The 20,605-nt window shown below is 56.6% G+C and carries 19 protein-coding genes and 1 riboswitch; of the genes, 12 read left to right on the top strand and 7 right to left on the bottom strand.

Going from position 1 to position 20,605, the window contains the following annotated elements; all coding sequences use genetic code 11:
• Positions 1–105 precede the first annotated feature (105 nt).
• Positions 106–726 carry a TIGR04211 family SH3 domain-containing protein gene (locus GVJ63_RS13325; RefSeq protein ID WP_010671133.1) on the bottom strand — a complete coding sequence of 207 codons (621 nt, stop codon included), beginning with the start codon at positions 724–726 and terminating at the stop codon, positions 106–108.
• Positions 727–998: 272 nt separating this feature from the next.
• Between GVJ63_RS13325 and GVJ63_RS13320 the strand changes: the two genes are divergently transcribed.
• The 3 genes from GVJ63_RS13320 (at position 999) to hldE (ending at position 6,690) form a co-directional block, all read left to right on the top strand.
• Positions 999–2,309, top strand: a complete 1,311-nt coding sequence (locus GVJ63_RS13320) for an inorganic triphosphatase (protein WP_010671132.1) — start codon at positions 999–1,001, stop codon at positions 2,307–2,309.
• Positions 2,310–2,342: 33 nt separating this feature from the next.
• On the top strand, positions 2,343–5,195 hold the full coding sequence (gene glnE, locus GVJ63_RS13315; protein ID WP_159226999.1) for a bifunctional [glutamate--ammonia ligase]-adenylyl-L-tyrosine phosphorylase/[glutamate--ammonia-ligase] adenylyltransferase: 2,853 nt from the start codon (positions 2,343–2,345) through the stop codon (positions 5,193–5,195).
• Between the two features lie 70 nt (positions 5,196–5,265).
• Entirely contained in the window at positions 5,266–6,690 is a 1,425-nt protein-coding gene (hldE, locus tag GVJ63_RS13310) for a bifunctional D-glycero-beta-D-manno-heptose-7-phosphate kinase/D-glycero-beta-D-manno-heptose 1-phosphate adenylyltransferase HldE (protein ID WP_159226998.1), read from the top strand.
• Positions 6,691–6,729: 39 nt separating this feature from the next.
• Here the strand turns inward: hldE and GVJ63_RS13305 are convergent, their stop codons facing one another.
• Positions 6,730–7,119 (bottom strand): accessory factor UbiK family protein, encoded by a 390-nt coding sequence (locus GVJ63_RS13305; RefSeq protein WP_033772624.1) that lies wholly within the window; start codon positions 7,117–7,119, stop codon positions 6,730–6,732.
• Positions 7,120–7,290: 171 nt separating this feature from the next.
• Positions 7,291–7,448: riboswitch (FMN riboswitch) on the top strand.
• Positions 7,449–7,558: 110 nt separating this feature from the next.
• Between GVJ63_RS13305 and ribB the strand changes: the two genes are divergently transcribed.
• Together ribB and ygiD are read left to right on the top strand one after the other, a co-directional pair.
• Positions 7,559–8,215, top strand: coding sequence for a 3,4-dihydroxy-2-butanone-4-phosphate synthase (ribB, locus tag GVJ63_RS13300; protein ID WP_022623886.1), 657 nt, complete (start codon positions 7,559–7,561; stop codon positions 8,213–8,215).
• A gap of 235 nt (positions 8,216–8,450) precedes the next feature.
• The gene (gene ygiD / locus GVJ63_RS13295) at positions 8,451–9,236 is read left to right on the top strand and encodes a 4,5-DOPA dioxygenase extradiol (RefSeq protein ID WP_064689998.1); all 786 of its coding nucleotides are present in this window, start codon (positions 8,451–8,453) and stop codon (positions 9,234–9,236) included.
• 51 nt (positions 9,237–9,287) lie between these two features.
• On the opposite strand, the gene GVJ63_RS13290 is transcribed toward ygiD, so the two are convergent.
• From GVJ63_RS13290 to tolC, 3 genes are all read right to left on the bottom strand, one after another.
• A complete protein-coding gene (locus GVJ63_RS13290) occupies positions 9,288–10,448 on the bottom strand; it encodes a glutathionylspermidine synthase family protein (protein WP_022623884.1) in 1,161 nt (386 codons plus the stop codon).
• A gap of 7 nt (positions 10,449–10,455) precedes the next feature.
• The gene (locus tag GVJ63_RS13285; RefSeq protein ID WP_010249037.1) at positions 10,456–11,127 is read right to left on the bottom strand and encodes a DUF1190 family protein; all 672 of its coding nucleotides are present in this window, start codon (positions 11,125–11,127) and stop codon (positions 10,456–10,458) included.
• Positions 11,128–11,269: 142 nt separating this feature from the next.
• Positions 11,270–12,736, bottom strand: a complete 1,467-nt coding sequence (gene tolC / locus GVJ63_RS13280) for an outer membrane channel protein TolC (RefSeq protein WP_010249035.1) — start codon at positions 12,734–12,736, stop codon at positions 11,270–11,272.
• Between the two features lie 213 nt (positions 12,737–12,949).
• On the opposite strand from tolC, the gene nudF reads away from it, so the two are divergent.
• From nudF to GVJ63_RS13250, 6 genes are all read left to right on the top strand, one after another.
• Entirely contained in the window at positions 12,950–13,585 is a 636-nt protein-coding gene (gene nudF / locus GVJ63_RS13275) for an ADP-ribose diphosphatase (protein ID WP_033758832.1), read from the top strand.
• A complete protein-coding gene (locus tag GVJ63_RS13270; RefSeq protein WP_008925735.1) occupies positions 13,582–14,007 on the top strand; it encodes a DUF1249 family protein in 426 nt (141 codons plus the stop codon). Before nudF ends, GVJ63_RS13270 begins: the two co-directional genes overlap by 4 nt.
• 42 nt (positions 14,008–14,049) lie before the next feature.
• Positions 14,050–14,877 carry a 3',5'-cyclic-AMP phosphodiesterase gene (gene cpdA / locus GVJ63_RS13265; protein WP_022623882.1) on the top strand — a complete coding sequence of 276 codons (828 nt, stop codon included), beginning with the start codon at positions 14,050–14,052 and terminating at the stop codon, positions 14,875–14,877.
• A 3-nt stretch (positions 14,878–14,880) separates the two neighbouring features.
• Entirely contained in the window at positions 14,881–15,462 is a 582-nt protein-coding gene (gene yqiA, locus GVJ63_RS13260) for an esterase YqiA (protein WP_033772614.1), read from the top strand.
• Positions 15,463–15,511: 49 nt separating this feature from the next.
• Positions 15,512–17,407, top strand: coding sequence for a DNA topoisomerase IV subunit B (parE, locus tag GVJ63_RS13255; RefSeq protein WP_010249031.1), 1,896 nt, complete (start codon positions 15,512–15,514; stop codon positions 17,405–17,407).
• A gap of 94 nt (positions 17,408–17,501) precedes the next feature.
• On the top strand, positions 17,502–18,401 hold the full coding sequence (locus GVJ63_RS13250) for a LysR substrate-binding domain-containing protein (protein WP_010671124.1): 900 nt from the start codon (positions 17,502–17,504) through the stop codon (positions 18,399–18,401).
• A 295-nt stretch (positions 18,402–18,696) separates the two neighbouring features.
• On the opposite strand, the gene GVJ63_RS13245 is transcribed toward GVJ63_RS13250, so the two are convergent.
• Together GVJ63_RS13245 and GVJ63_RS13240 are read right to left on the bottom strand one after the other, a co-directional pair.
• Positions 18,697–19,005 carry a putative quinol monooxygenase gene (locus GVJ63_RS13245; protein ID WP_010249029.1) on the bottom strand — a complete coding sequence of 103 codons (309 nt, stop codon included), beginning with the start codon at positions 19,003–19,005 and terminating at the stop codon, positions 18,697–18,699.
• Positions 19,006–19,053: 48 nt separating this feature from the next.
• Positions 19,054–19,635 carry an NAD(P)H-dependent oxidoreductase gene (locus tag GVJ63_RS13240; RefSeq protein WP_010249028.1) on the bottom strand — a complete coding sequence of 194 codons (582 nt, stop codon included), beginning with the start codon at positions 19,633–19,635 and terminating at the stop codon, positions 19,054–19,056.
• Positions 19,636–19,749: 114 nt separating this feature from the next.
• Between GVJ63_RS13240 and GVJ63_RS13235 the strand changes: the two genes are divergently transcribed.
• Positions 19,750–20,568, top strand: coding sequence for a transporter substrate-binding domain-containing protein (locus GVJ63_RS13235; RefSeq protein ID WP_029519639.1), 819 nt, complete (start codon positions 19,750–19,752; stop codon positions 20,566–20,568).
• Positions 20,569–20,605: the final 37 nt, after the last annotated feature.

Here is a 20,605-nt window from a genome sequence, read left to right as displayed (position 1 = left end):
GAAATCAGCGGTGCATCTCATTTTATTGTTGCACAGATTCCCCGGATTGCAGACATGCCAAAAGGGGGATCCTGCGATCCCCTGCTCAAATCCGGCTAAATGGTGTCAGTTCATCCAGCGATCGCTTTTCTTACGGCGCGGCAGCATGTGCGGCAGTAACAGGCCCAGCAGCAGGCCGACGCCCAGCACGCCGCCGCCATACATAAACCACTGCATGATGATGGTGCGCTGCTTATCATCCAGCTGAACGTTAGCGGCGCTGACTTTCTTCTGCGCGACGATCAGCTCATTTTTCAGCTTCTGATTCTCGCCTTTCAGCCCGTTGATAACGCCGTCGCTGCTGGCGACTTTGTTCTGCATTTCAGCCGTGCGCTGGTTCCAGCTGTTGTCGATGTTATCCAGTTTGGCAGTCAGATCTTTCACCTGCTGCTCAAGCTGAGGCACCCGGGTGCGCAGGCTCGGATTAGCACTGAGCTGCGACAGCGGGATCCAGGTGGTGCGGCCTTCCGAATCACGGATCTGGCCATAATGCGTGTCATTGTTGGTCTGTAACAGCTGCACCTCTTCCCCGGCGTTCAGCTTACCGAGCAGGCGAAACTGATCGCCCGGTCCACTGCGAACCCAGGTTGAAAGTTCATCAGAAACATAGCGTTTTTCTTCGGCATGGGCAGGTGCAAGGGTGCTAAGGGCCAGCAAAGTGAGTCCAGCGAGAGTAATTTTTTTCATTCGATTTCGTTTGGCTTAGTCTGACTAAAAATTTACCGGCACAGTCTGGAGAGGCCTCGCATAAATCTGAATGAGAACTATCCTGGTCTCATGAGAGTGCGAAAAGGTCTGCGAAAGAGCAAAGAAAGCAGAGACAGCGCGGCTTCTGTGCATTAATCTTCGCCTGATAACCCCTTGCCCTCCAGGCGACAGCTTGAGTAACCTGCTGATAATCGCCTGAAATATGCAGGAAACACCCTCTTAAGTGCCAGCGGCGTAGTGAATAAAAAATTATGACCATCGAAATCGAACTAAAGTTCATTGCAACTCCACAGGCGGCCGGGAAACTGGCTGAACTGCTCTCCACTCTGCCGCATCAGCATCAGGCTGCTCGCGAGCTGACCAACATCTACTTTGAAACCGACGACAACCAGCTACGACGCTGGGATATGGGATTGCGTATCCGCGGCGTAGACCAGCGTTATGAAATGACGCTGAAAGCGGCGGGGCAGACGCTCGGCGGACTGCATCAGCGCCCGGAATACAACGTTGAGCTCAGCGAACCGGTTCTGGACATTGCACGCCTGCCGGCAGAGATCTGGCCGCAGGGCACCGATGTCGCGGCGTTGCAGCCGCGCTTGCAGCCCCTGTTCACCACCCATTTCCAGCGCGAGATCTGGCTGATCACCACAGGCAACAGTGAAATTGAAGTGGCGTTTGATCAGGGCGAGGTCACGGCAGGTGATCTCAGCGAACCGCTGTGCGAGATCGAGCTGGAGCTGAAACGTGGCGAACGCCAGGATCTGCTGGCCTTCGCACAGCAGCTGGTGGCGCTGGGCGGTCTGCGTATGGGCAGCCTGAGCAAAGCTGCCCGCGGCTATCAGCTGGCGCAGGGTAATCCGCCGCGCCAGATACAGCCTTTCCCGCTGCTGAAAGCGGGCGCCAAAGCCACCGTAGAGCAGGGCATGGTGGCCGCGATGTCAGCAGGACTTCATCACTGGCAATATCATGAAGAAGTCTGGCTGCGCGGCAATGCGGCGGCCCAGGATGCGGTGCGCGAAGCGCTGGATCTGCTGCGTCAGGCGTTCAGCCTGTTTGGTGCGCTGGTGCCGCGTAAAGCCAGCAGTGCGCTGCGTCAGCAGCTGACCACGCTGGAAGAGACGCTGGTGAATGAAGAGCAGGATGCTGCCACTTTCTGCTTATCTTCCCTCTCGGTTGAGACGCAGCTGGCGCTGACACACTGGCTGGCTGAATCTCAGTGGCGTCAGTGGATCGATGCCAAAGGGGAAGCCAAGCTGCAGGGTTCCTATAAACGCTTCAGCGACATTATGCTGAGCCGCGTCAATGCCGATCTGAGAGAAACGTTCATCACGGTAAAACAACCCAACGAGTATCAGGACAAAGCTACCCGTCTGGCGCGTCAATTGCTTACCGTCCACCTGCTGGCGGGATTCTATCCGTCTGAGGCGGTCGTGAGCTGGCTCGACCCGTGGCAACAGCTGCTGTCGGCAATTCATGAAAAACAGACGTCCGGGTTAGCCTGGCTGGCGATGCAGGCGCTGAAACAGCCTCCGTTCTGGCTCACCAGCGGCGCTGGTCGCTAACGGGCATTCCGTCACGCCATCAAGGAGGGAGTTATGTTGTCAGCACTTCCCGCGTTGCTACGCGACCAGGCCGAAGAGGCCGCCCGACAGATTGGGTTTCCGCTGGCTTCGTTAAGCCCGGAGCAGGCTGCCGGACTGGCTTTCAGCGATTTTGTGCTGGAAAACCTGCAACAACATCCCGACTGGTGGCAGGCGATGCTCGACCAGCCGCCGCAGCCTGATGAGTGGCAACACTACTCTGCGTGGCTCAATCAGGCGCTTAGCGGCATCGACAGTGAAGCGAGCCTGATGCGTGAACTGCGGCTGTTTCGTCGCCGTATGCTGGTACGCATCGCCTGGATGCAGTCTCTGCAGCACGCCACAACCGAACAGAGCCTGCAACAGCTCAGCGCATTAGCCGAAGTGCTGATCAGCCGGGCGCGTGACTGGGTTTATCAGGATTGCTGTCGTGATTTTGGTACGCCCTGTAATGCGGACGGCGACGCGCAGCCGATGCTGATTCTGGGCATGGGCAAGCTGGGCGGCGGCGAACTCAATTTTTCTTCTGATATTGACCTGATCTTTGCCTGGCCGGAAAACGGCACAACGCGTGGCGGACGGCGTGAACTCGACAACGCTCAGTTCTTTACCCGCATGGGACAGCGGCTGATTAAAGTGCTGGATCAACCCACCATGGATGGTTTTGTCTATCGGGTGGATATGCGTCTGCGCCCGTTTGGCGACAGCGGCCCGCTGGTGATGAGCTTTGCCGCGCTGGAAGATTATTACCAGGAGCAGGGACGCGACTGGGAGCGTTACGCCATGGTCAAGGCGCGGCTGATGGGTGATGACCACGATCGCTGGAGCCTGGAGCTGCAGCAGATGCTGCGGCCATTCGTTTACCGCCGCTACATCGACTTCAGCGTGATCCAGTCACTGCGTAACATGAAAGGGATGATCAGCCGCGAAGTGCGGCGACGCGGGCTAAAAAACAATATCAAACTGGGTGCGGGCGGCATCCGTGAAACCGAATTTATCGTGCAGGTATTCCAGCTGATTCGCGGCGGGCGTGAGCGCTCATTACAGCTGCGCTCACTGCTGCCGACGCTGGAGGCGATCAAAACCCTGGCCCTGCTGCCCGCGGAACAGGTCGATGCGTTGCGTGTTGCCTACCTGTTCCTGCGGCGGCTAGAGAATCTGCTGCAAAGCCTGGGCGACGAGCAGACCCAGACCCTGCCAGAGGATGAACTGCATCGCGCCCGGCTGGCGTGGGCGATGGATTGTGCCGACTGGCCTGCTCTGATGACCCGGCTCGACGGCCAGATGGCGGCGGTGCGCGCTATCTTCGACGAGCTGATTGGCGAAGATACCCCTGAGATTGGCGATCAGCGTGAGCTGGCAGAGTTTCAGGTGCTGTGGCAGGACCAGCTGGAGGATAGCGAACTGGCGCCGCTGGTGCCGCAGCTCAGTGACGAGCAGCGGCTTACGCTGCACCAGACGCTGGAGGCGTTTCGTCAGGATATCAACCGGCGCACCATCGGCCCGCGTGGCCGTCAGGCGCTGGACCAGCTGATGCCGCGTCTGCTGAGCGAAGTCTGCCCGCGTGAAGATGCGGCGGTGACGCTCGGCCGCCTGACGCCGCTGCTGATCGGCGTATTGACCCGCAGCACCTATCTGGAGCTGCTGACCGAATATCACGGTGCGCTGCGCCACTTAATTCGCCTGTGCGCCGCCTCACCGATGGTAGCCAGCCAGCTGGCGCGTCATCCCTTATTGCTGGATGAACTGCTCGATCCCGCCACGCTCTATCAGCCAACCGCCACCGATGCCTATCGCGATGAGCTGCGACAGTATCTGCTGCGCATCCCTACCGAGGACGAAGAGCAGCAGCTGGAAGCGGTGCGGCAGTTTAAGCAGGCACAGCATCTGCGTATTGCTGCCGCCGATATCGCCGGAACGCTGCCGGTGATGAAAGTCAGCGATCATCTCACCTGGCTGGCAGAAGCGATTATCGAATCTGTGGTGCGCCAGGCATGGAATATGATGGTGCAGCGATACGGCCGTCCTTCGCATCTGAGTAATGAACATGAACGCGGTTTTGCCGTGCTGGGCTACGGCAAACTGGGGGGCTGGGAGCTGGGTTACAGTTCTGACCTCGATTTGGTGTTCCTGCATGACTGCCCGGCAGACGCGGTGACAGAAGGGGAGCGCAGCATCGATGGCCGTCAGTTCTATCTGCGCCTCGCCCAGCGCATCATGCATCTTTTCAGTACCCGCACCTCCTCCGGCATTCTCTACGAAGTGGATGCGCGCCTGCGTCCTTCGGGCGCGGCGGGCATGCTGGTGAGTACCTTTGAGGCCTTTGAAGAGTATCAGCGCAGTGAAGCCTGGACCTGGGAGCATCAGGCGCTGGTCCGGGCACGCGTCGTCTTTGGCGAGGCGGCACTGGGTGAACGTTTCAGCGTGATTCGTCAGGCGATTCTGTCGCTGCCACGTGCCGCCGAAGCGCTGCAAACTGAAGTGCGTGAGATGCGTGAAAAGATGCGCGCTCACCTCAGCAACAAACATAAAGGTCGCTGGGATATTAAAGCCGACGCGGGCGGCATCACCGATATTGAATTCATCGCCCAATATCTTGTCTTACGCTACGCCGCTGAGCAGCCTGAACTGACGCGCTGGTCTGACAATGTGCGCATTTTCGAGCTGATGGCGAAGTACCATAAAATGCCCGCCGATGAAGCACAGGCGCTGACGCAGGCTTATGTGACGCTGCGCGACGCATTGCACCATCGCGCCCTGCAGGAACAGCCCGGCCACGTTGAGCCAGAGGCCTATGCAGCGGAGCGGCAGACGGTTCTGAGCAGCTGGCAGCGCTGGCTGATAACGCCTGCGTCTATCCTGGCGTGATGCTGATAGCACAAATCGCAACTGTGCTATCATCCGCGCACTATTTTTAATGCAGTCTGGAGTGTCTGGAATGAAAGTGACTCTGCCCGCGTTCGGCCAAGCCTCAGTGCTGGTTGTTGGCGATGTAATGTTGGATCGTTACTGGTATGGCCCAACCAGCCGTATCTCCCCTGAAGCGCCGGTTCCGGTGGTGAAAGTGGACACGGTTGAAGAGCGCCCTGGCGGCGCGGCAAACGTGGCGATGAACATTGCAGCACTCGGTGCCGCGTCGCGACTGATTGGCCTGACTGGCGAAGATGATGCGGCGCGTGTGTTGAGTAACACGCTGAAAGACGTCAACGTGCATTGTGACTTCGTGGCGGTCAAAAGCCATCCGACCATTACCAAACTGCGCGTGCTTTCCCGTAATCAGCAGCTGATCCGCCTCGATTTTGAAGAGGGCTTTGATCAGGTCGATCCGGAGCCGATTCACCAGAAAATGCGTGATTCACTGGCTGCCGCGGGTGCGCTGGTGCTGTCCGATTACGCCAAAGGCGCGCTCTCCAGCGTGCAGACCATGATTACTCTGGCGCGCGAAGCGGGCGTACCGGTATTAATTGATCCGAAAGGCACCGATTTTGCGCGCTACCGTGGCGCGACGCTGCTGACGCCGAACCTCTCTGAGTTTGAAGCCGTGGTCGGCAAATGTAAAAACGAAGAGGAAATTGTGGCGCGCGGCACCCAGCTGATCGCCGATTTTGACCTCGCCGCGCTGCTGGTGACCCGTTCAGAAAATGGCATGACGCTGCTGCAGCCGGGCAAAGCGCCTCTGCATCTGCCCACCCAGGCACAGGAAGTCTATGACGTGACCGGTGCGGGCGATACGGTGATTGGCGTGCTGGCGGCGGCATTAGCGGCCGGTGATTCGCTGGAAGAAGCTTGTTTCCTGGCCAACGCGGCTGCGGGTGTGGTGGTGGGTAAACTGGGTACGTCCACCGTCAGCACCGTTGAGCTGGAAAATGCGATTCATGCCCGCCCGGAACAGGGTTTCGGCATCATGACCGAAGCGCAGTTAAAAGCCGCCGTGGAGATGGCCCGCCGCCGTGGCGAAAAAGTGGTAATGACCAACGGCGTGTTCGACATTCTGCATGCCGGTCATGTCTCCTACCTGGCAAATGCCCGCAAGCTCGGCGATCGACTGATTGTCGCGGTGAACAGCGATGCGTCAACTAAACGTCTGAAAGGCGAAAGCCGTCCGGTGAACCCACAGGAAAACCGGATGATCGTGCTGGGCGCGCTGGAAGCGGTCGACTGGGTGGTGGTATTTGAAGAGGATACGCCGCAGCGGCTGATTGCGGGCATTCTCCCTGACCTGCTGGTCAAAGGGGGAGATTACAAGCCGGAAGATATCGCGGGCAGCAAAGAAGTGTGGGCAAATGGCGGCGACGTTCAGGTGCTGAACTTCGAAGATGGTATCTCCACTACCAACATTATCAAAACCATCCGCGGCAGCTAAAGCGCAGCGTAAGCGGGAGCCGGGCTCCCGCTTAAGGGCTTATTCTGGCTTGTTGTCCGCAACAGGCTTCACCACGTCCGCAACCGGTGACGGCGAGGCTGCAGGTGAGGTCGCTACGGCGGCTGATGGTGTGGTCGCCGCAACAGGCGTTACCGGTGCGGTTGCCGTCGGCGGCGTACCGGCTGATGACCCCTGACTTTCCAGCTGCGCCAGACGCTGCTCCAGCGCCGCCAGCTTCTCACGTGTACGCAGTAATACCTGCGTCTGCACATCGAACTCCTCACGGTTGACCAGATCCATCCGGGTCAGCTGCGCCTGAAGAACCTGACGAATTTTCTTTTCGACATCATCACCAAACTCACGAACACCTTTAGGCATCGCTTCGTGAACCTGACGGGCAAGTTGTTCAATTTTTTTCGTGTCGATCATGATGATTTCCTGGTTACGGGGAGCTGTGTCAGCGTGTTTACCAACGTAATAAGTGTTAAGTGTAATGCCAGAAATGAAAAGGATAAACCTCAAATCGGTAACGCAGGAAATGCAAAAGCAATTGCGCTATTGATGATTGCCGCCTCAAACGATCGGCGTTATAGTTAAAGTGCTTATTCTCAGGGCGGGGCGCAATTCCCCACCGGCGGTAAATCAGCTTCGGCTGAAAGCCCGCGAGCGCTTTATCTTGATGAAAAGAGAGGTAAAGGTCAGCAGATCCGGTGTAATTCCGGGGCCGACGGTTACAGTCCGGATGGGAGAGGGTAACGACATCTGTCGGACAATTGTGTCTGCTTCACGTTATTGCCACGTCTTTTTGACGTCACTCCTAAGCACGCCCTGATTCTGGTAACCCATACATTTTAAGGTTTTTATTACCATGAATCAGACGCTACTTTCTGAATTTGGCACGCCTGAACAGCGTGTAGAACGTGCTATCGCCGCCCTGCGTGAGGGACGCGGTGTGATGGTACTCGACGATGAAAATCGCGAAAACGAAGGCGACATGATCTTCGCCGCAGAAACCATGACCGTTGAACAGATGGCACTGACTATACGTCACGGCAGCGGCATCGTCTGCCTTTGCCTGACCGAAGCGCGTCGCCAGCAGCTCGATCTGCCAATGATGGTGGAAAACAACACCAGCTCTTTCGGCACTGGCTTCACCGTGACCATTGAGGCCGCAGAAGGCGTCACCACGGGCGTCTCCGCGCAGGATCGTATCACCACCATCCGCGCCGCCATTGCCGACAATGCCAAACCCACCGATCTGCATCGCCCTGGTCATGTCTTCCCGCTGCGTGCCAGCGAAGGCGGCGTATTAACCCGTGGCGGGCATACCGAAGCGACTATTGATTTAGTCACCCTGGCCGGCTTTAAGCCCGCAGGTGTGCTGTGCGAACTGACCAACGACGATGGCACTATGGCTCATGCGCCAGAAGCGATTGCGTTCGCCCGTCAGCACAACATGCCGGTGGTGACCATCGAAGATCTAATCGCCTGGCGTCGCGCGCACGAAACACGCCACGCCAGCTAATCTGGCTGCCGCGATATACAGGCCCCTCTTGGGCCTGTTTTTCTTCCTGCCGCCCAGGGATGGCGCGGCCTGACCGCTGACTACTCCTCTTTCCTTCATGTCGAAACGCTGTTAAACCTGCCACGTTAAATTTCATTCAAATTTCCTGATGATCACCATCATGGTTATCCGCGTGATAAAGCAGCGGATGCGCGTATCGTAATGGCTATCAAATACTCGATCCCGGGGATCACGAATGAGCCAGTTACGAATGCCAGCGCTGTTTTTGGGTCACGGCAGCCCGATGAATGCCCTTGAAGAGAATCGCTATACCGCCGCGTGGCGTCACCTGGGCGATACTCTGCCACGTCCACGCGCGATTATTGCGGTTTCGGCGCACTGGTATACGCGCGGCACCGCCGTGACGGCAATGGGACAGCCTGAGACCATTCATGATTTTGGGGGCTTTCCGCAGGCGCTGTTTGATACGCGCTATCCGGCACCGGGATCGCCTGAACTGGCGCAGCAGCTGGTGGAGCAGTTAGCGCCCGTTGCGGTGACGCTGGATCACGAGTGGGGACTGGATCATGGTTCCTGGGGTGTGCTGATCAAGATGTATCCGGAAGCCGATATTCCGGTGGTCCAGCTAAGCATTGATGGCACCAAACCTGCGGCATGGCACTTTGAGATGGGTCAGAAACTGGCTGCACTGCGCGATCAGGGTGTGATGATTGTCGCCAGCGGCAACGTGGTACATAACCTGCGTAAAGTGCGCTGGGATGGCAACAGCGAAGTTTATCCATGGGCCAGCAGTTTTGAACAGTTTGTCCGCGATAACCTGGCGGTGCAGAGCGATGCTGCTTCTCATCCGCTGGTTAACTTTATGGATCATCCTGGTGCGGCGCTTTCTAATCCGACACCTGAGCACTATCTGCCGCTGCTCTATGTACTTGGCGCACATCAGCCAGATGACGCCATCAGCATTCCGGTTGATGGCATGGAGATGGGTGCGATCAGCATGTTGTCGGTTCAGGTAGGTTAGGGAAGCCAGAAGAAAACAGGCCAGAAGCTGGCCTGTTATTATCGCGGTGCATTAACCGATAAAAGCGTGCGGATAGAAACGGGAAAGATCCTGCGTGATCAGGTCGCGATCTTCCCGCAGGCCGATACCGGCCGGTTGATCGTCAATCAGCCAGCTGCCGATCAGCGTATAGCTGTCGCCAAACTTAGGCAGCGGATGGAACTGCTGGACGATCATTCCCTCTTCGCCATAGGGTCCATCGACGCGGGCGATCTCCTGACCATTTTCCACGATGCGGATGTTGGCACCTTCACGTGAAAACAGCGGCTTCACCACATATTTGTCCATGTGCGGCACGTCATCTTCCGCGAACCAGGCGGGCAGCAGGTTAGGGTGATTCGGAAACATCTCCCACAGCAGCGGCAGCAAGGCTTTATTCGAGATGATGCTTTTCCAGGCCGGTTCCAGCCAGCGCACGCCAGCATCGCCCAGCTTGGTGGAGAACATCTCACGCAGCATGAATTCCCACGGATAGAGCTTGAACAGGTTGCTAATCACCTGATCCTGGGCGTCGGTAAATTCCCCTTTTTCGCCCAGTCCAATTTCATCCATGTAGAGAAACTCACTCGGCAATCCCGCTTCGGTGGCGCAATCCTGAAGATATTGCACGGTGCCGCGATCTTCGTCAGTATCACGGCAGCAGGCGAAGTGCAGCCAGTTGAAGCCGTGCTGCTGATGTAACGCGGCAAAGCGTTCGATCAGCTTTTCCTGCAGGCTATTAAACTGATCGCTGCCTGCGGGGAGCTGACCGGCGTTAAGCTGGTCTTCCAGCCACAGCCACTGGAAAAATGCCGCTTCATACAGCGAGGTCGGCGTATCGGCATTGTTCTCCAGTAGCTTTACATCGCCTTTGCCATCCCAGGCGAGATCCAGACGAGAGTAAAGCGAAGGCTGACGCTGATGCCATGAATCGCGCACAAAGTCCCAGGTGTGTTTAGGAATGCGGAATTTAGCCAGCAACGCTTCGCTGTTAACCACTTTTTCCACCACCTGCAGGCACATTTGATGTAATTCAGCGGTCACCTCTTCCAGATGCTCGATTTGCGCCAGCGTGAACTGATAATAAGCATCTTCACACCAGTAGGGTTCACCATGCATGGTGTGAAAACGAAAACCGAACTCGGTGGCTTTTTCGCGCCAGCCTGGGCGCTCTGAAATGGCAATGCGTTCCATCGGGGCGTTAGCCTCCCATTGAGCGGCTGGAAGTGCCGCTGGCGCTGCTACGCTGCATGCTGTTCTGCTTCGCGACGGTTTCACCAAAGCCACCACGGGTAATGGTGGAGGTGGTAGCCGGTTTTGGTGCCAGCGCCGTTTTCGGCACGGTCATGCTTTTGCCGGATGTTGCTGCACCATAATTACGGCCTGATGCATCAACAAACTGACCATTGGCCGGGCTGCGGGCATTTTTCGGTGAGAAGAGCGGTTGCTGTGCAAAGCCCGAACCACCGCCCATCATGCGACCCATCATGTAACCTGCCATCAGTGGCATCCAGAAGCTGCCGCCACTCTGCTGCGATTCGGCATTAGTGGTGCCCACGCCCGCCTGAGCCGGTGTCTGCTGACACTGGTTTTCACCAAATTCAGCGACACAATCTTCACGCGTGGCATATTTTGGCGCGGTGCGTTCCGCCTCTTTTTTCGCTTCATTGAATGCGGTAGTACATTGCGCACTCTGGCCCGGATTGGCTTTTGAACAGTCATCGGCATTCTGGTACATCGAAACTGTTTCGTCGTTCTGTTCACAACCAGCCAGCATAAATACCGCCGAAACGGCGATAGCAACGGGCGTTAAATGGCGTGCCTGCCAGCTTTTGCGAAAAGCGGCATAGCGAATAGATTTTGTGCGTTTCATTATGATTATCCTGTGCCCAAAGGTAGCGCATAGAATAGGGGATGGGGGGGTAAAATTGAAGCTGGAGGCCTGATACAACAGGGATCTTTACTTAGTTATACGTTCAACAGAGAGACGGGCCGCAAAGCAGCCCGTCCGCTCATTAATTACCGAAAGGATTACCGCTGCTGTGGCGAGCCGCAGGACGCGCTGCCTCAGAAGAGCCGGTTGCCGCCGGACCGCTATCCACGCGCGCGGTCTGCTGTGCATTTTCCGGTGCTACCGTTTCCGGTGAGGTCGGGATCTCTTTACCCAGCTGGCTGTTCAGTTTCTGCAGGCTCTGCTCATTGAGCGTACCCAGCGCATAGCTGATATTCAGCTGGTTAATCAGATAGCTATAGCGCGCATCAGAGAGCTGCTGCTTAGCGTTGTAGAGCACGGTGGTTGCATCCAGCACATCAACGATAGTACGCGTACCAACCTGATAGCCCGCTTCTGACGCATCCAGAGAGCTTTGCGCAGAGACCACGGCCTGTTTATAAGCGTTGATGCTGCTGATAGAAGCATTCACGTTGTTAAACGATGAGCGGACTGTCTGAACCGCAGAGCGGTGCGCGCTTTCCAGCGATTCACTGGCGCTGACGAAGCTGTACTGTGCCTGTTTCACCTGAGAGGTGACGCTGCCGCCGCTATAGAGTGGCAGTGAGAAGCTCAGACCCACCTGGTTAGAACCGGTAATGGAGTCAGTAGACCCCTGGCTCTGGTTCGCACGGCTGCCGCCATATTTGCTGTTCGACATGCCGGTAGAGGCCGTCAGACCCAGCGTCGGCATGTGACCAGCTTCAGCGGAGCGGATCTGCTCACGGGCTAAATCCTGGTTCAGACGCGCAGAGAGCAGCGACAGGTTACGGCTTTCCGCCTGCTTAAGCAGCGCGCTGACCGGTTCGGGCTTATCGGTTCTGAAGCGATCAATGCTCAGCGACGCCAGCGACATGTAGTCCATGCCGGTGATCTGACGCAGCGTTTCCACGTTGTTATCGAGGTTATTACGCGCGGTCACTTCGTTAGCCAGCACGCTGTCATATTGCGCACGGGCGTTTTGTACGTCAGTAATGGCAACCAGGCCAACGTTAAAGCGCTGGGTGGTTTGATCCAGTTCGCGATAGATCGACTGTTTCTGCGCTTCGGTGTAAGAAAGGGTATCAATCGCTTTCAGCACGTTGAAGTAGGCGGTCGCGGTGTTCAGAATCAGATCCTGCTGCGCCACCTGATAGGTCACATCCTGAATACCGGCAGCTTTTTCCTGCAGGGTCAGTGCGCGCCATTTCGACATGTCGAAAATAGTCTGGGTTAATTGCAGCGAGCCGCTGGTCGTGTTGGAATGGAGACCGCTACTGTCGCGATAGCCGTTGTTATAGGTGTAGTCTGCACCCAGGCCGAGCTGGGGTAATAATGGGCTACGCGCTTCGTTGATTTTCTCAAAGGCAGAATCGCGATCGGCAGCGGCGCTGCGCAGATCCGGGTTGCTCAGACGTGCTTGTTGATAAACCTGAAGCAGGTCTTCGGCCTGGCTGGCGAAGCTGAAACCGCCCAGGCTCAGCCCAATAAAAAATGGGAGCAGTTTTTTCATTTGCATTCCTTTTGTTGCAGCAAATTGCAGTGGGTGCGCTGCCGGGTAAGCCAAAAAATTATCGCCGATTCTAGCAGAGGGCAACTGTGAGATAAGTTGGCTGAACGTGCCTTCTCCCCCTAATTTACGTAAATAATTCAGAAAGAACCACTTACATGGAGCACGGTTACAGGCTTTTTTCGCTCCACCCCAATCTGCATAAGGAACCCGATGATGCCGGAAGAAAAAAAATCCCCTGTGACTTTCACAAAAAACGATGTAGAAATTATTGCACGCGAAACCGTCTATGATGGTTTTTTTTCCGTCGTACGTTATCGCTTCCGCCACCGCCAGTTTAACGGCGAAATGAGTGGGGAAGTACAGCGCGAAGTTTTTGAGCGCGGACATGCCGCCGTGCTGCTACCTTATGATCCCTTACGCGATGAAGTGGTGCTGATTGAACAGATCCGCATCCCGGCTTATGACAGCAGTGTTTCGCCCTGGCTGCTGGAGATGGTCGCCGGCATTATTGAGCCCGGTGAATCTGTTGAGCAGGTCGTGCGCCGTGAAGCCGTTGAAGAAGCAGGATTAGAGGTCGGCCGGATTAAGCCCATGCTTAACTATCTGGCCAGCCCTGGCGGCACCAGCGAACGTCTGTCGGTGCTGATTGGGGAAGTGGATGCCAGCCAGGCAGAGGGATGCCATGGTCTGGAGGAAGAGAATGAGGATATTCTTGTCCATGTGGTAAGCCGCGAACAGGCTTACCGCTGGGTGGAAGAGGGGATAATTGACAATGCGGCGTCTGTCATCGCCCTGCAATGGCTGGCGTTGCACCATGAGAAACTACGCGAAGAGTGGATACAAAAATGAAACAGCGCTATACCCCTGACTTTCCCGAAATGATGCGGCTCTGCGAAACCAATTTCGCCCAGTTACGCCGCCTGCTGCCGCGTAACGATGAGGCGGGAGAATCGGTGATCTATCAGGTGAGTGGCGCCCGTTATCAGCTGACGATCCAGGAGTCCACACGCTACACCACGCTGGTGGAGATCCGCCAGGTCGCGCCTGCCGTGAGTTACTGGAGTCTGCCCTCGATGTCGGTAAGGCTCTATCACGATGCGATGGTCGCCGAAGTGTGTTCAACTCAACAGATCTATCGTTTCAAAGCGCGCTATGATTATCCTAATAAAAAATTGCATCAGCGCGATGAAAAACATCAGATAAACCAGTTTCTCGCAGACTGGCTGCGCTACTGCCTGGCACATGGTGCGATGGCAGTTCCGGTCTGCTGATGCGTATAATGCAGTAAATGGCGTGGAGACGAAGGAAACGCTTTGGATAGCCTGCTAACTCTTCCTGCAGCGAACGGTTCCGAAATCAGGATTTTGCAAATCACGGATACCCACCTGTTCGCGGGAAAACATGAATCGCTGCTTGGGGTGAACACCTGGTCGAGCTATAAAGCGGTGCTGGATGCGATTATTGCGCAACATCGCGACTACGACCTGATTATCGCCACCGGCGATCTCGCCCAGGATCACTCTATCGAAGCCTATCAGCATTTTGCTGAGGGCATCTCACGTTTGCCGCGGCCCTGCGTCTGGCTGCCCGGTAATCATGATTTTCAGCCCGCGATGTTCGACACGCTGGCAGCAGCTCATATCAATGCCCACAAGCAGGTGCTGGTGGGTGAGCAGTGGCAGATTGTGTTGCTGGACAGCCAGGTCTCGGGTGTGCCGCACGGGATGCTGAGCGATTATCAGCTGGAGTGGCTCGATAACGCGCTGGCCCGCTATCCGCAACGTCATACGCTGGTCCTGCTGCACCACCATCCGCTGGCCTCTGGCTGTACCTGGCTCGATCAGCACAGCCTGCGCAACTCACATCAGCTTGATGCGGTGTTACAGCATTACCCGTTAGCCCGGACGCTGGTCTGTGGTCATATTCACCAGGAGCTGGATCTTGAGTGGCACGGTCGTCGTGTGCTGGCCACCCCTTCAACCTGCGTTCAGTTCAAACCGCACTGCACCAGCTTTACGATCGACACCGTGGCACCAGGCTGGCGCTGGTTCACGCTGTATCCGGATGGCGGCCTTGAGACCGAGGTTAACCGGCTCGACACCGACGCTTTTCGTCCCGATTTAGACTCAGAAGGATACTGACGCGTGGCGGTATTACTCTATCTGCACGGTTTTAACAGCTCGCCGCAGTCGGCTAAGGCGACGCAGTTCCGGCAATGGTTAGAGGCGCAGCATCCGGAGATCGAAATGATTGTGCCCCAGCTGCCGACGTTTCCGGCCGATGCCGCCGCAATGCTGGAAGATCTGGTACTGAGCCGCAGCGGCGAAACGCTGGGGCTGGTGGGCTCGTCGCTGGGCGGTTATTACGCCACCTGGCTGTCGCAATGCTTTATGCTGCCTGCTGTGGTCGTCAATCCCGCGGTGCGGCCTTTTGAGCTGCTGGCGGATTTCCTGGGCGAAAATCAGAATCCCTACACCGGCCAGCAATATGTGTTAGAGTCACGCCACATTTACGATCTGAAAGTAATGCAGATTGAACCGCTGGAAGCGCCCGATTTACTCTGGCTGCTGCAACAGACCGGCGATGAAGTTCTCGATTACCGTCAGGCGCTCGACTATTACAGCGCGTGCCGTCACACGGTAGAAGAGGGCGGAAATCATGCATTTACTGGATTCGAGCGCCATTTCCCGCAGATTCTGGACTTTCTCGGTCTGAATCATCCCTGAGTAATGCGGAAATCGCACCCCATTTCACCCTTCTAATCAGACATTTACGATGAGTCAATCTAACTATAACGCGGATGCCATTGAGGTCCTGACTGGCCTTGAGCCTGTTCGCCGTCGCCCGGGGATGTACACCGATACGACGCGACCCAACCATTTGGGTCAGGAAGTGATTGATAACAGCGTCGATGAGGCGCTGGGCGGCCACGCGAAGCGGGTTGAAGTGATTCTGCACGCTGACCAGTCGCTGGAAGTTATTGATGATGGTCGCGGCATGCCGGTGGATATTCACCCGGAAGAGGGCGTGCCTGCCGTCGAGCTGATCCTGTGTCGTCTGCACGCGGGCGGCAAGTTCTCCAATAAAAACTATCAGTTCTCGGGCGGCCTGCACGGCGTCGGCATCTCGGTGGTTAACGCCCTGTCAAAACGCGTCGAAGTCACGGTGCGCCGTAATGGCGAAATCTATGACATGGCGTTTGAGAACGGCGACAAAGTCCAGGATCTCACGGTTACCGGCACGGTGGCTAAACGCAACACCGGCACGCGCGTCCATTTCTGGCCCGATGAAAGCTTCTTCGACAGCCCACGTTTTTCGGTGTCACGCTTATCACATCTGCTGAAAGCCAAAGCGGTGCTCTGTCCTGGCGTTGAGATTGTCTTTAAAGACAAGCTGAACAATACCGAACAGACCTGGTGCTACGAAGATGGCCTGACGGACTACCTGTGCGAAGCGGTGAATGGCTTACCGACGCTGCCGGAAAAACCGTTTGTCGGCAGCTTTGCTGGCGATGTGGAAGCGGTTGACTGGGCGCTGTTGTGGCTGCCGGAAGGCGGTGAGCTGTTAACTGAAAGCTACGTTAACCTGATCCCGACCATGCAGGGCGGGACTCACGTCAACGGCCTGCGTCAGGGGCTGCTGGATGCGATGCGCGAGTTCTGCGAATACCGCAACATTCTGCCGCGTGGCGTGAAGCTCTCCGCTGAAGATATCTGGGATCGCTGCGCCTATGTGCTGTCGGTGAAGATGCAGGATCCGCAGTTCGCCGGGCAGACCAAAGAGCGCCTCTCTTCACGTCAGTGCGCAGCCTTTGTCTCTGGCGTGGTAAAAGATGCCTTCAGCCTGTGGCTGAACCAGAATATCCAGATCGCAGAGCAGCTGGCTGAGCTGGCGATCTCCAGCGCCCAGCGACGTATGCGGGCAGCCAAAAAAGTGGTGCGTAAAAAGCTCACCAGCGGTCCGGCGCTGCCGGGCAAGCTGGCAGACTGCACCGCGCAGGATCTAAATAAAACAGAACTGTTCCTGGTCGAAGGGGACTCGGCAGGCGGCTCGGCCAAGCAGGCGCGCGATCGTGAATATCAGGCGATCATGCCGCTTAAGGGCAAGATCCTGAACACCTGGGAAGTCTCTTCCGATGAGGTGCTGGCGTCGCAGGAAGTGCATGATATTTCCGTGGCGATCGGCATCGATCCCGACAGCGAAGATCTTTCACAGCTGCGCTACGGCAAGATCTGTATTCTGGCGGATGCGGACTCGGATGGTCTGCACATCGCCACGCTGCTGTGTGCCCTGTTCGTGAAACATTTCCGTTCACTGGTCAGAAACGGACACGTCTACGTTGCCATGCCGCCGCTCTATCGTATCGATCTCGGAAAAGAGGTCTACTACGCGCTGGATGAAGATGAGAAAGAGGGCGTGCTGGAGCAGCTGAAACGCAAAAAGGGCAAACCTAACGTTCAGCGCTTTAAAGGGCTGGGCGAGATGAACCCCTTACAGCTGCGCGAAACGACGCTGGATCCGAATACCCGCCGTCTGGTACAGCTGACCATCAGTGAAGAGGATATCGATCAGACGCTGCGCATGATGGATATGCTGCTGGCGAAGAAACGTTCCGAAGACCGGCGTAACTGGTTGCAGGAAAAAGGCGACAAGGCCGATATCGAAGTGTAAAAAAACAGGACGCGAAAGCGTCCTGTTCTCTTTGTGCTTCAGCCAGCACATCCCCGGAGAACCCGGCAGATTCAGAGCAGAGACAGTAACCCTTGTGAAAATTACCCTGGAAGAGCTACGCGCCTGGGTGGCGGTGGTGGACAGCGGTTCTATTACCGCGGCGGCATCCCAGCTGGCGCAGACCAGTTCGGGCATCAGCCGGGCGTTGTCCCGGCTGGAGAGTAAGCTGCAGACCACCCTGCTGCATCGCACCACCCGACGGCTGGCGCTGACCGAAGAGGGACAGGTTTTTCTGGAGCATGCGCGACAGATCCTGGCCTCGGTTGAGCAGGCCGAAGAGCAGATAGCCCTGCGGCGCGAGATGCCGTCAGGGCGGCTGCGGGTAAACGCCGCCACCCCTTTTATGCTGCATGTGATTGTGCCGCTGGTGGACGATTTCCGCGCCCGCTATCCCCTGATCCAGCTTGAACTGAATACCGACGATATCCTGATCGATCTGCTGGAGCAGCAAACGGACATTGCCATTCGCATCGGCGAACTGCGCGACTCTACGCTGCGCGCCCGGATGCTTGGCAGCAGTGCGATCCGGCTGATGGCCAGTCCGGCCTATCTGGCGAAAGCGGGCACCCCGCAGAGCGTTGCCGATCTCGCGCAGCATCAAATCATCGGCTTCAGCCATCTTGAGGCGCACAACGTCTGGCCGATATGGCAGCCTGATGGCGATTTCATGCGCATTAAGCCCACAATCTCTGCCTCCAGCGGCGAAACCATCCGGCAGCTGGCGCTGGCAGGACAGGGGATCGCACGCCTCTCCGACTTTGTCAGCCGGGAAGATTGCGCGGCAGGCCGGCTGGTGCCGGTTCTCCCCGCTGAAACCCGCGAGCTGCGGTTGCCGGTGCATGCGGTCTATTACCGTAACACCACGCTCTCTTCGCGCATCGGCTGCTTTCTGGATTTTCTCCGCACCGAGATTGATCGGCGTCAGCTGCTGTGATCTCTCCTGGCATAATAAAAAACCCCTGTCATAGGGCAGGGGTTTGGAGATGCTGGCAAGTCTGGCCGGATTCGCTGTGAGATTGTGCTTGCACAGGGAACACGGTCAGATCGGAAAGACGCTCAAGCCAGTCCCTGGTCGCTCTACCCGCGCCATCCCTGGCGCGGGACGCTTTCCTCTTCTGACCGTGTTCCCTTCGCGTTGAGCTAATTCATTGCTGCCAGAGGCACTCAGGTTTGAGGTTGTCAGCAGCCTGACCCCTTTTACCGAAAAGGGGTTAAGCCTTCAGCACGAATCAGGCGCTGGGTTCCAGCACCAGAATCTTCACATCCACGACATCATCTTTAATGATGGCGCGATGCGCATCCATGTGCGGCATCTGCTGATGCTGCTCCAGATGACGCAGCGTTTCCCACTGTTCCAGCATAAAAATGGAGTCCGGCGAGTTCTGTTTCCACGGCACCTGCGCCTGATGGTCCAGCAGCGCGTCATACTGATGGCAGCCTTCTTCTTCTAAAACCAGCGGGATCAGTTTTTTCACCGCATCCAGCACGGCCTGACGGCGACCGGGTTTGACACAAATTTCAGCAACGACTGTTAACATTCGCGAATTCCTCTTTCGTGGGAAAATAGGGGGTGTCCCCCAGCCATCTTACGCAAAAACGCGACTAAGATGGGTCCGATAAGCGGCAATATCGCGTGGCACGTCCGGCGCTTTAATCACATCGTTGCAGATAAAGGTCGGCAGCGCTTCCATGCCCAGGAACTGGTTGGCTTTGTGGAAGTGCAGATAAAGACCGTCGACGCCGACGCCTTCAAAGAACTGCTCCGGGTCGGTAAAGGCCTGCAGCGGCGCGTTCCAGGTCAGTGACAGCATATATTTTTTGCCCTGCAGCAGACCGCCGGAACCATATTTCTTTGCCGCATCAGAACGGGTACGGCCATCGCTGGCGTAGAGCGAGCCGTGGCCTTCGGTAAAGACTTCATCGATGTAACGCTTCACGGTCCACGGCTCGCCCATCCACCAGCCTGGCATCTGATAAATCACCACATCACTGTCGACATATTTCTGCACTTCATCTGCGACCACGTAGTCGCTGTCAGCCAGGGTCACAGACACCTCATGCCCCATGTCACGCAACTGGCTGGCCGCAACGTCGGTCAGCGTGTGGTTCAGTTCGCCTTTAGAGTGGGCAAAGGTTTTGCCGCCATCGATAATTAAAATCTTGCTCATGAATTGTTTGCCTCATTTCCTGAATATGGCGCTTAGCTTACGCGCGCTACGGTCGCAGAAAAATGGGAGGTTGATCACAACACTTTTGCTGTGGAAGCAACAATGCGCCGGTTTATGGCACCATCGGCAGGCAAACTCACCATGAAAACAATTAAAGAAAAACGCAAAATGAAAAAAATAGTCTTCGCTTTGCTGCTGGCCAGCAATGCTGTCCAGGCACAATCTCATCTCGACACCATCCTCAGTTCTAAAACGCTTAAGGTCTGCACCACCGGTGATTACAAGCCTTACAGCTACCTGCGACCCGATGGTCAGTATGAAGGGCTGGATATCAGCATGGCGAACGCGCTGGCTACCTCGCTCGGCGCGAAAGTGGAGTGGGTGCCAACCAGCTGGAAAAACCTGATGCCCGATTTTCTGGCAAAGCAGTGTGATATCGCCGTCGGCGGCGTCTCCGTCACGCTGAAACGCCAGCAGACCGCCTGGTTCGCCCGGCCGCTGGATGTGGATGGCAAAATCCCGCTGGTGCGCTGCAGCGATAAAGATCGCTTCCAGACCATCGAACAGCTCAACCGGCCTGACGTGCGGCTGATTGAACCGGCAGGCGGCACCAACGAAGCCTTTGTGCACAGCCACCTGCCAAAGGCCTCACTGACGCTGTTCCACGATAACGTCACCATCTTCCGGCAACTGGTGGACAACAAGGCGGATGTGATGATCACCGATGCCTCTGAAGCGCGTTTTCAGCAGCAGCATTACCCGACGCTCTGCGCGATCAATCCCGACAAACCGCTGCAGTATGGCGAGAAGGCTTACATGATTCCGCGTGACGATATCAGCTGGAAGCTCTATGTCGATCAGTGGCTGCATCTCAGCACCGCCACAGGCGAATATCGTGACATTGCCCGCCAGTGGATGGGTGCAAAGCCCTGAGCCACTTCCACAGACAGGTCAGACACTTGCCGGTCTG

The sequence above is a fragment of the Pantoea sp. 18059 genome (assembly GCF_902706165.1).
GTDB classification, from domain to species: domain Bacteria; phylum Pseudomonadota; class Gammaproteobacteria; order Enterobacterales; family Enterobacteriaceae; genus Pantoea; species Pantoea agglomerans.
This window is presented reverse-complemented; position numbering and strand designations above follow the sequence as displayed.

Excerpts from the sequence above, each read along its gene's own strand:
- GVJ63_RS13325 (WP_010671133.1), bottom strand. The coding sequence starts at position 726 with ATGAAAAAAATTACTCTCGCTGGACTCACTTTGCTGGCCCTTAGCACC.
- GVJ63_RS13320 (WP_010671132.1), top strand. The coding sequence starts at position 999 with ATGACCATCGAAATCGAACTAAAGTTCATTGCAACTCCACAGGCGGCC.
- glnE (WP_159226999.1), top strand. The coding sequence starts at position 2,343 with ATGTTGTCAGCACTTCCCGCGTTGCTACGCGACCAGGCCGAAGAGGCC.
- hldE (WP_159226998.1), top strand. The coding sequence starts at position 5,266 with ATGAAAGTGACTCTGCCCGCGTTCGGCCAAGCCTCAGTGCTGGTTGTT.
- GVJ63_RS13305 (WP_033772624.1), bottom strand. The coding sequence starts at position 7,119 with ATGATCGACACGAAAAAAATTGAACAACTTGCCCGTCAGGTTCACGAA.
- ribB (WP_022623886.1), top strand. The coding sequence starts at position 7,559 with ATGAATCAGACGCTACTTTCTGAATTTGGCACGCCTGAACAGCGTGTA.
- ygiD (WP_064689998.1), top strand. The coding sequence starts at position 8,451 with ATGAGCCAGTTACGAATGCCAGCGCTGTTTTTGGGTCACGGCAGCCCG.
- GVJ63_RS13290 (WP_022623884.1), bottom strand. The coding sequence starts at position 10,448 with ATGGAACGCATTGCCATTTCAGAGCGCCCAGGCTGGCGCGAAAAAGCC.
- GVJ63_RS13285 (WP_010249037.1), bottom strand. The coding sequence starts at position 11,127 with ATGAAACGCACAAAATCTATTCGCTATGCCGCTTTTCGCAAAAGCTGG.
- tolC (WP_010249035.1), bottom strand. The coding sequence starts at position 12,736 with ATGAAAAAACTGCTCCCATTTTTTATTGGGCTGAGCCTGGGCGGTTTC.
- nudF (WP_033758832.1), top strand. The coding sequence starts at position 12,950 with ATGCCGGAAGAAAAAAAATCCCCTGTGACTTTCACAAAAAACGATGTA.
- GVJ63_RS13270 (WP_008925735.1), top strand. The coding sequence starts at position 13,582 with ATGAAACAGCGCTATACCCCTGACTTTCCCGAAATGATGCGGCTCTGC.
- parE (WP_010249031.1), top strand. The coding sequence starts at position 15,512 with ATGAGTCAATCTAACTATAACGCGGATGCCATTGAGGTCCTGACTGGC.
- GVJ63_RS13245 (WP_010249029.1), bottom strand. The coding sequence starts at position 19,005 with ATGTTAACAGTCGTTGCTGAAATTTGTGTCAAACCCGGTCGCCGTCAG.
- GVJ63_RS13240 (WP_010249028.1), bottom strand. The coding sequence starts at position 19,635 with ATGAGCAAGATTTTAATTATCGATGGCGGCAAAACCTTTGCCCACTCT.
- GVJ63_RS13235 (WP_029519639.1), top strand. The coding sequence starts at position 19,750 with ATGGCACCATCGGCAGGCAAACTCACCATGAAAACAATTAAAGAAAAA.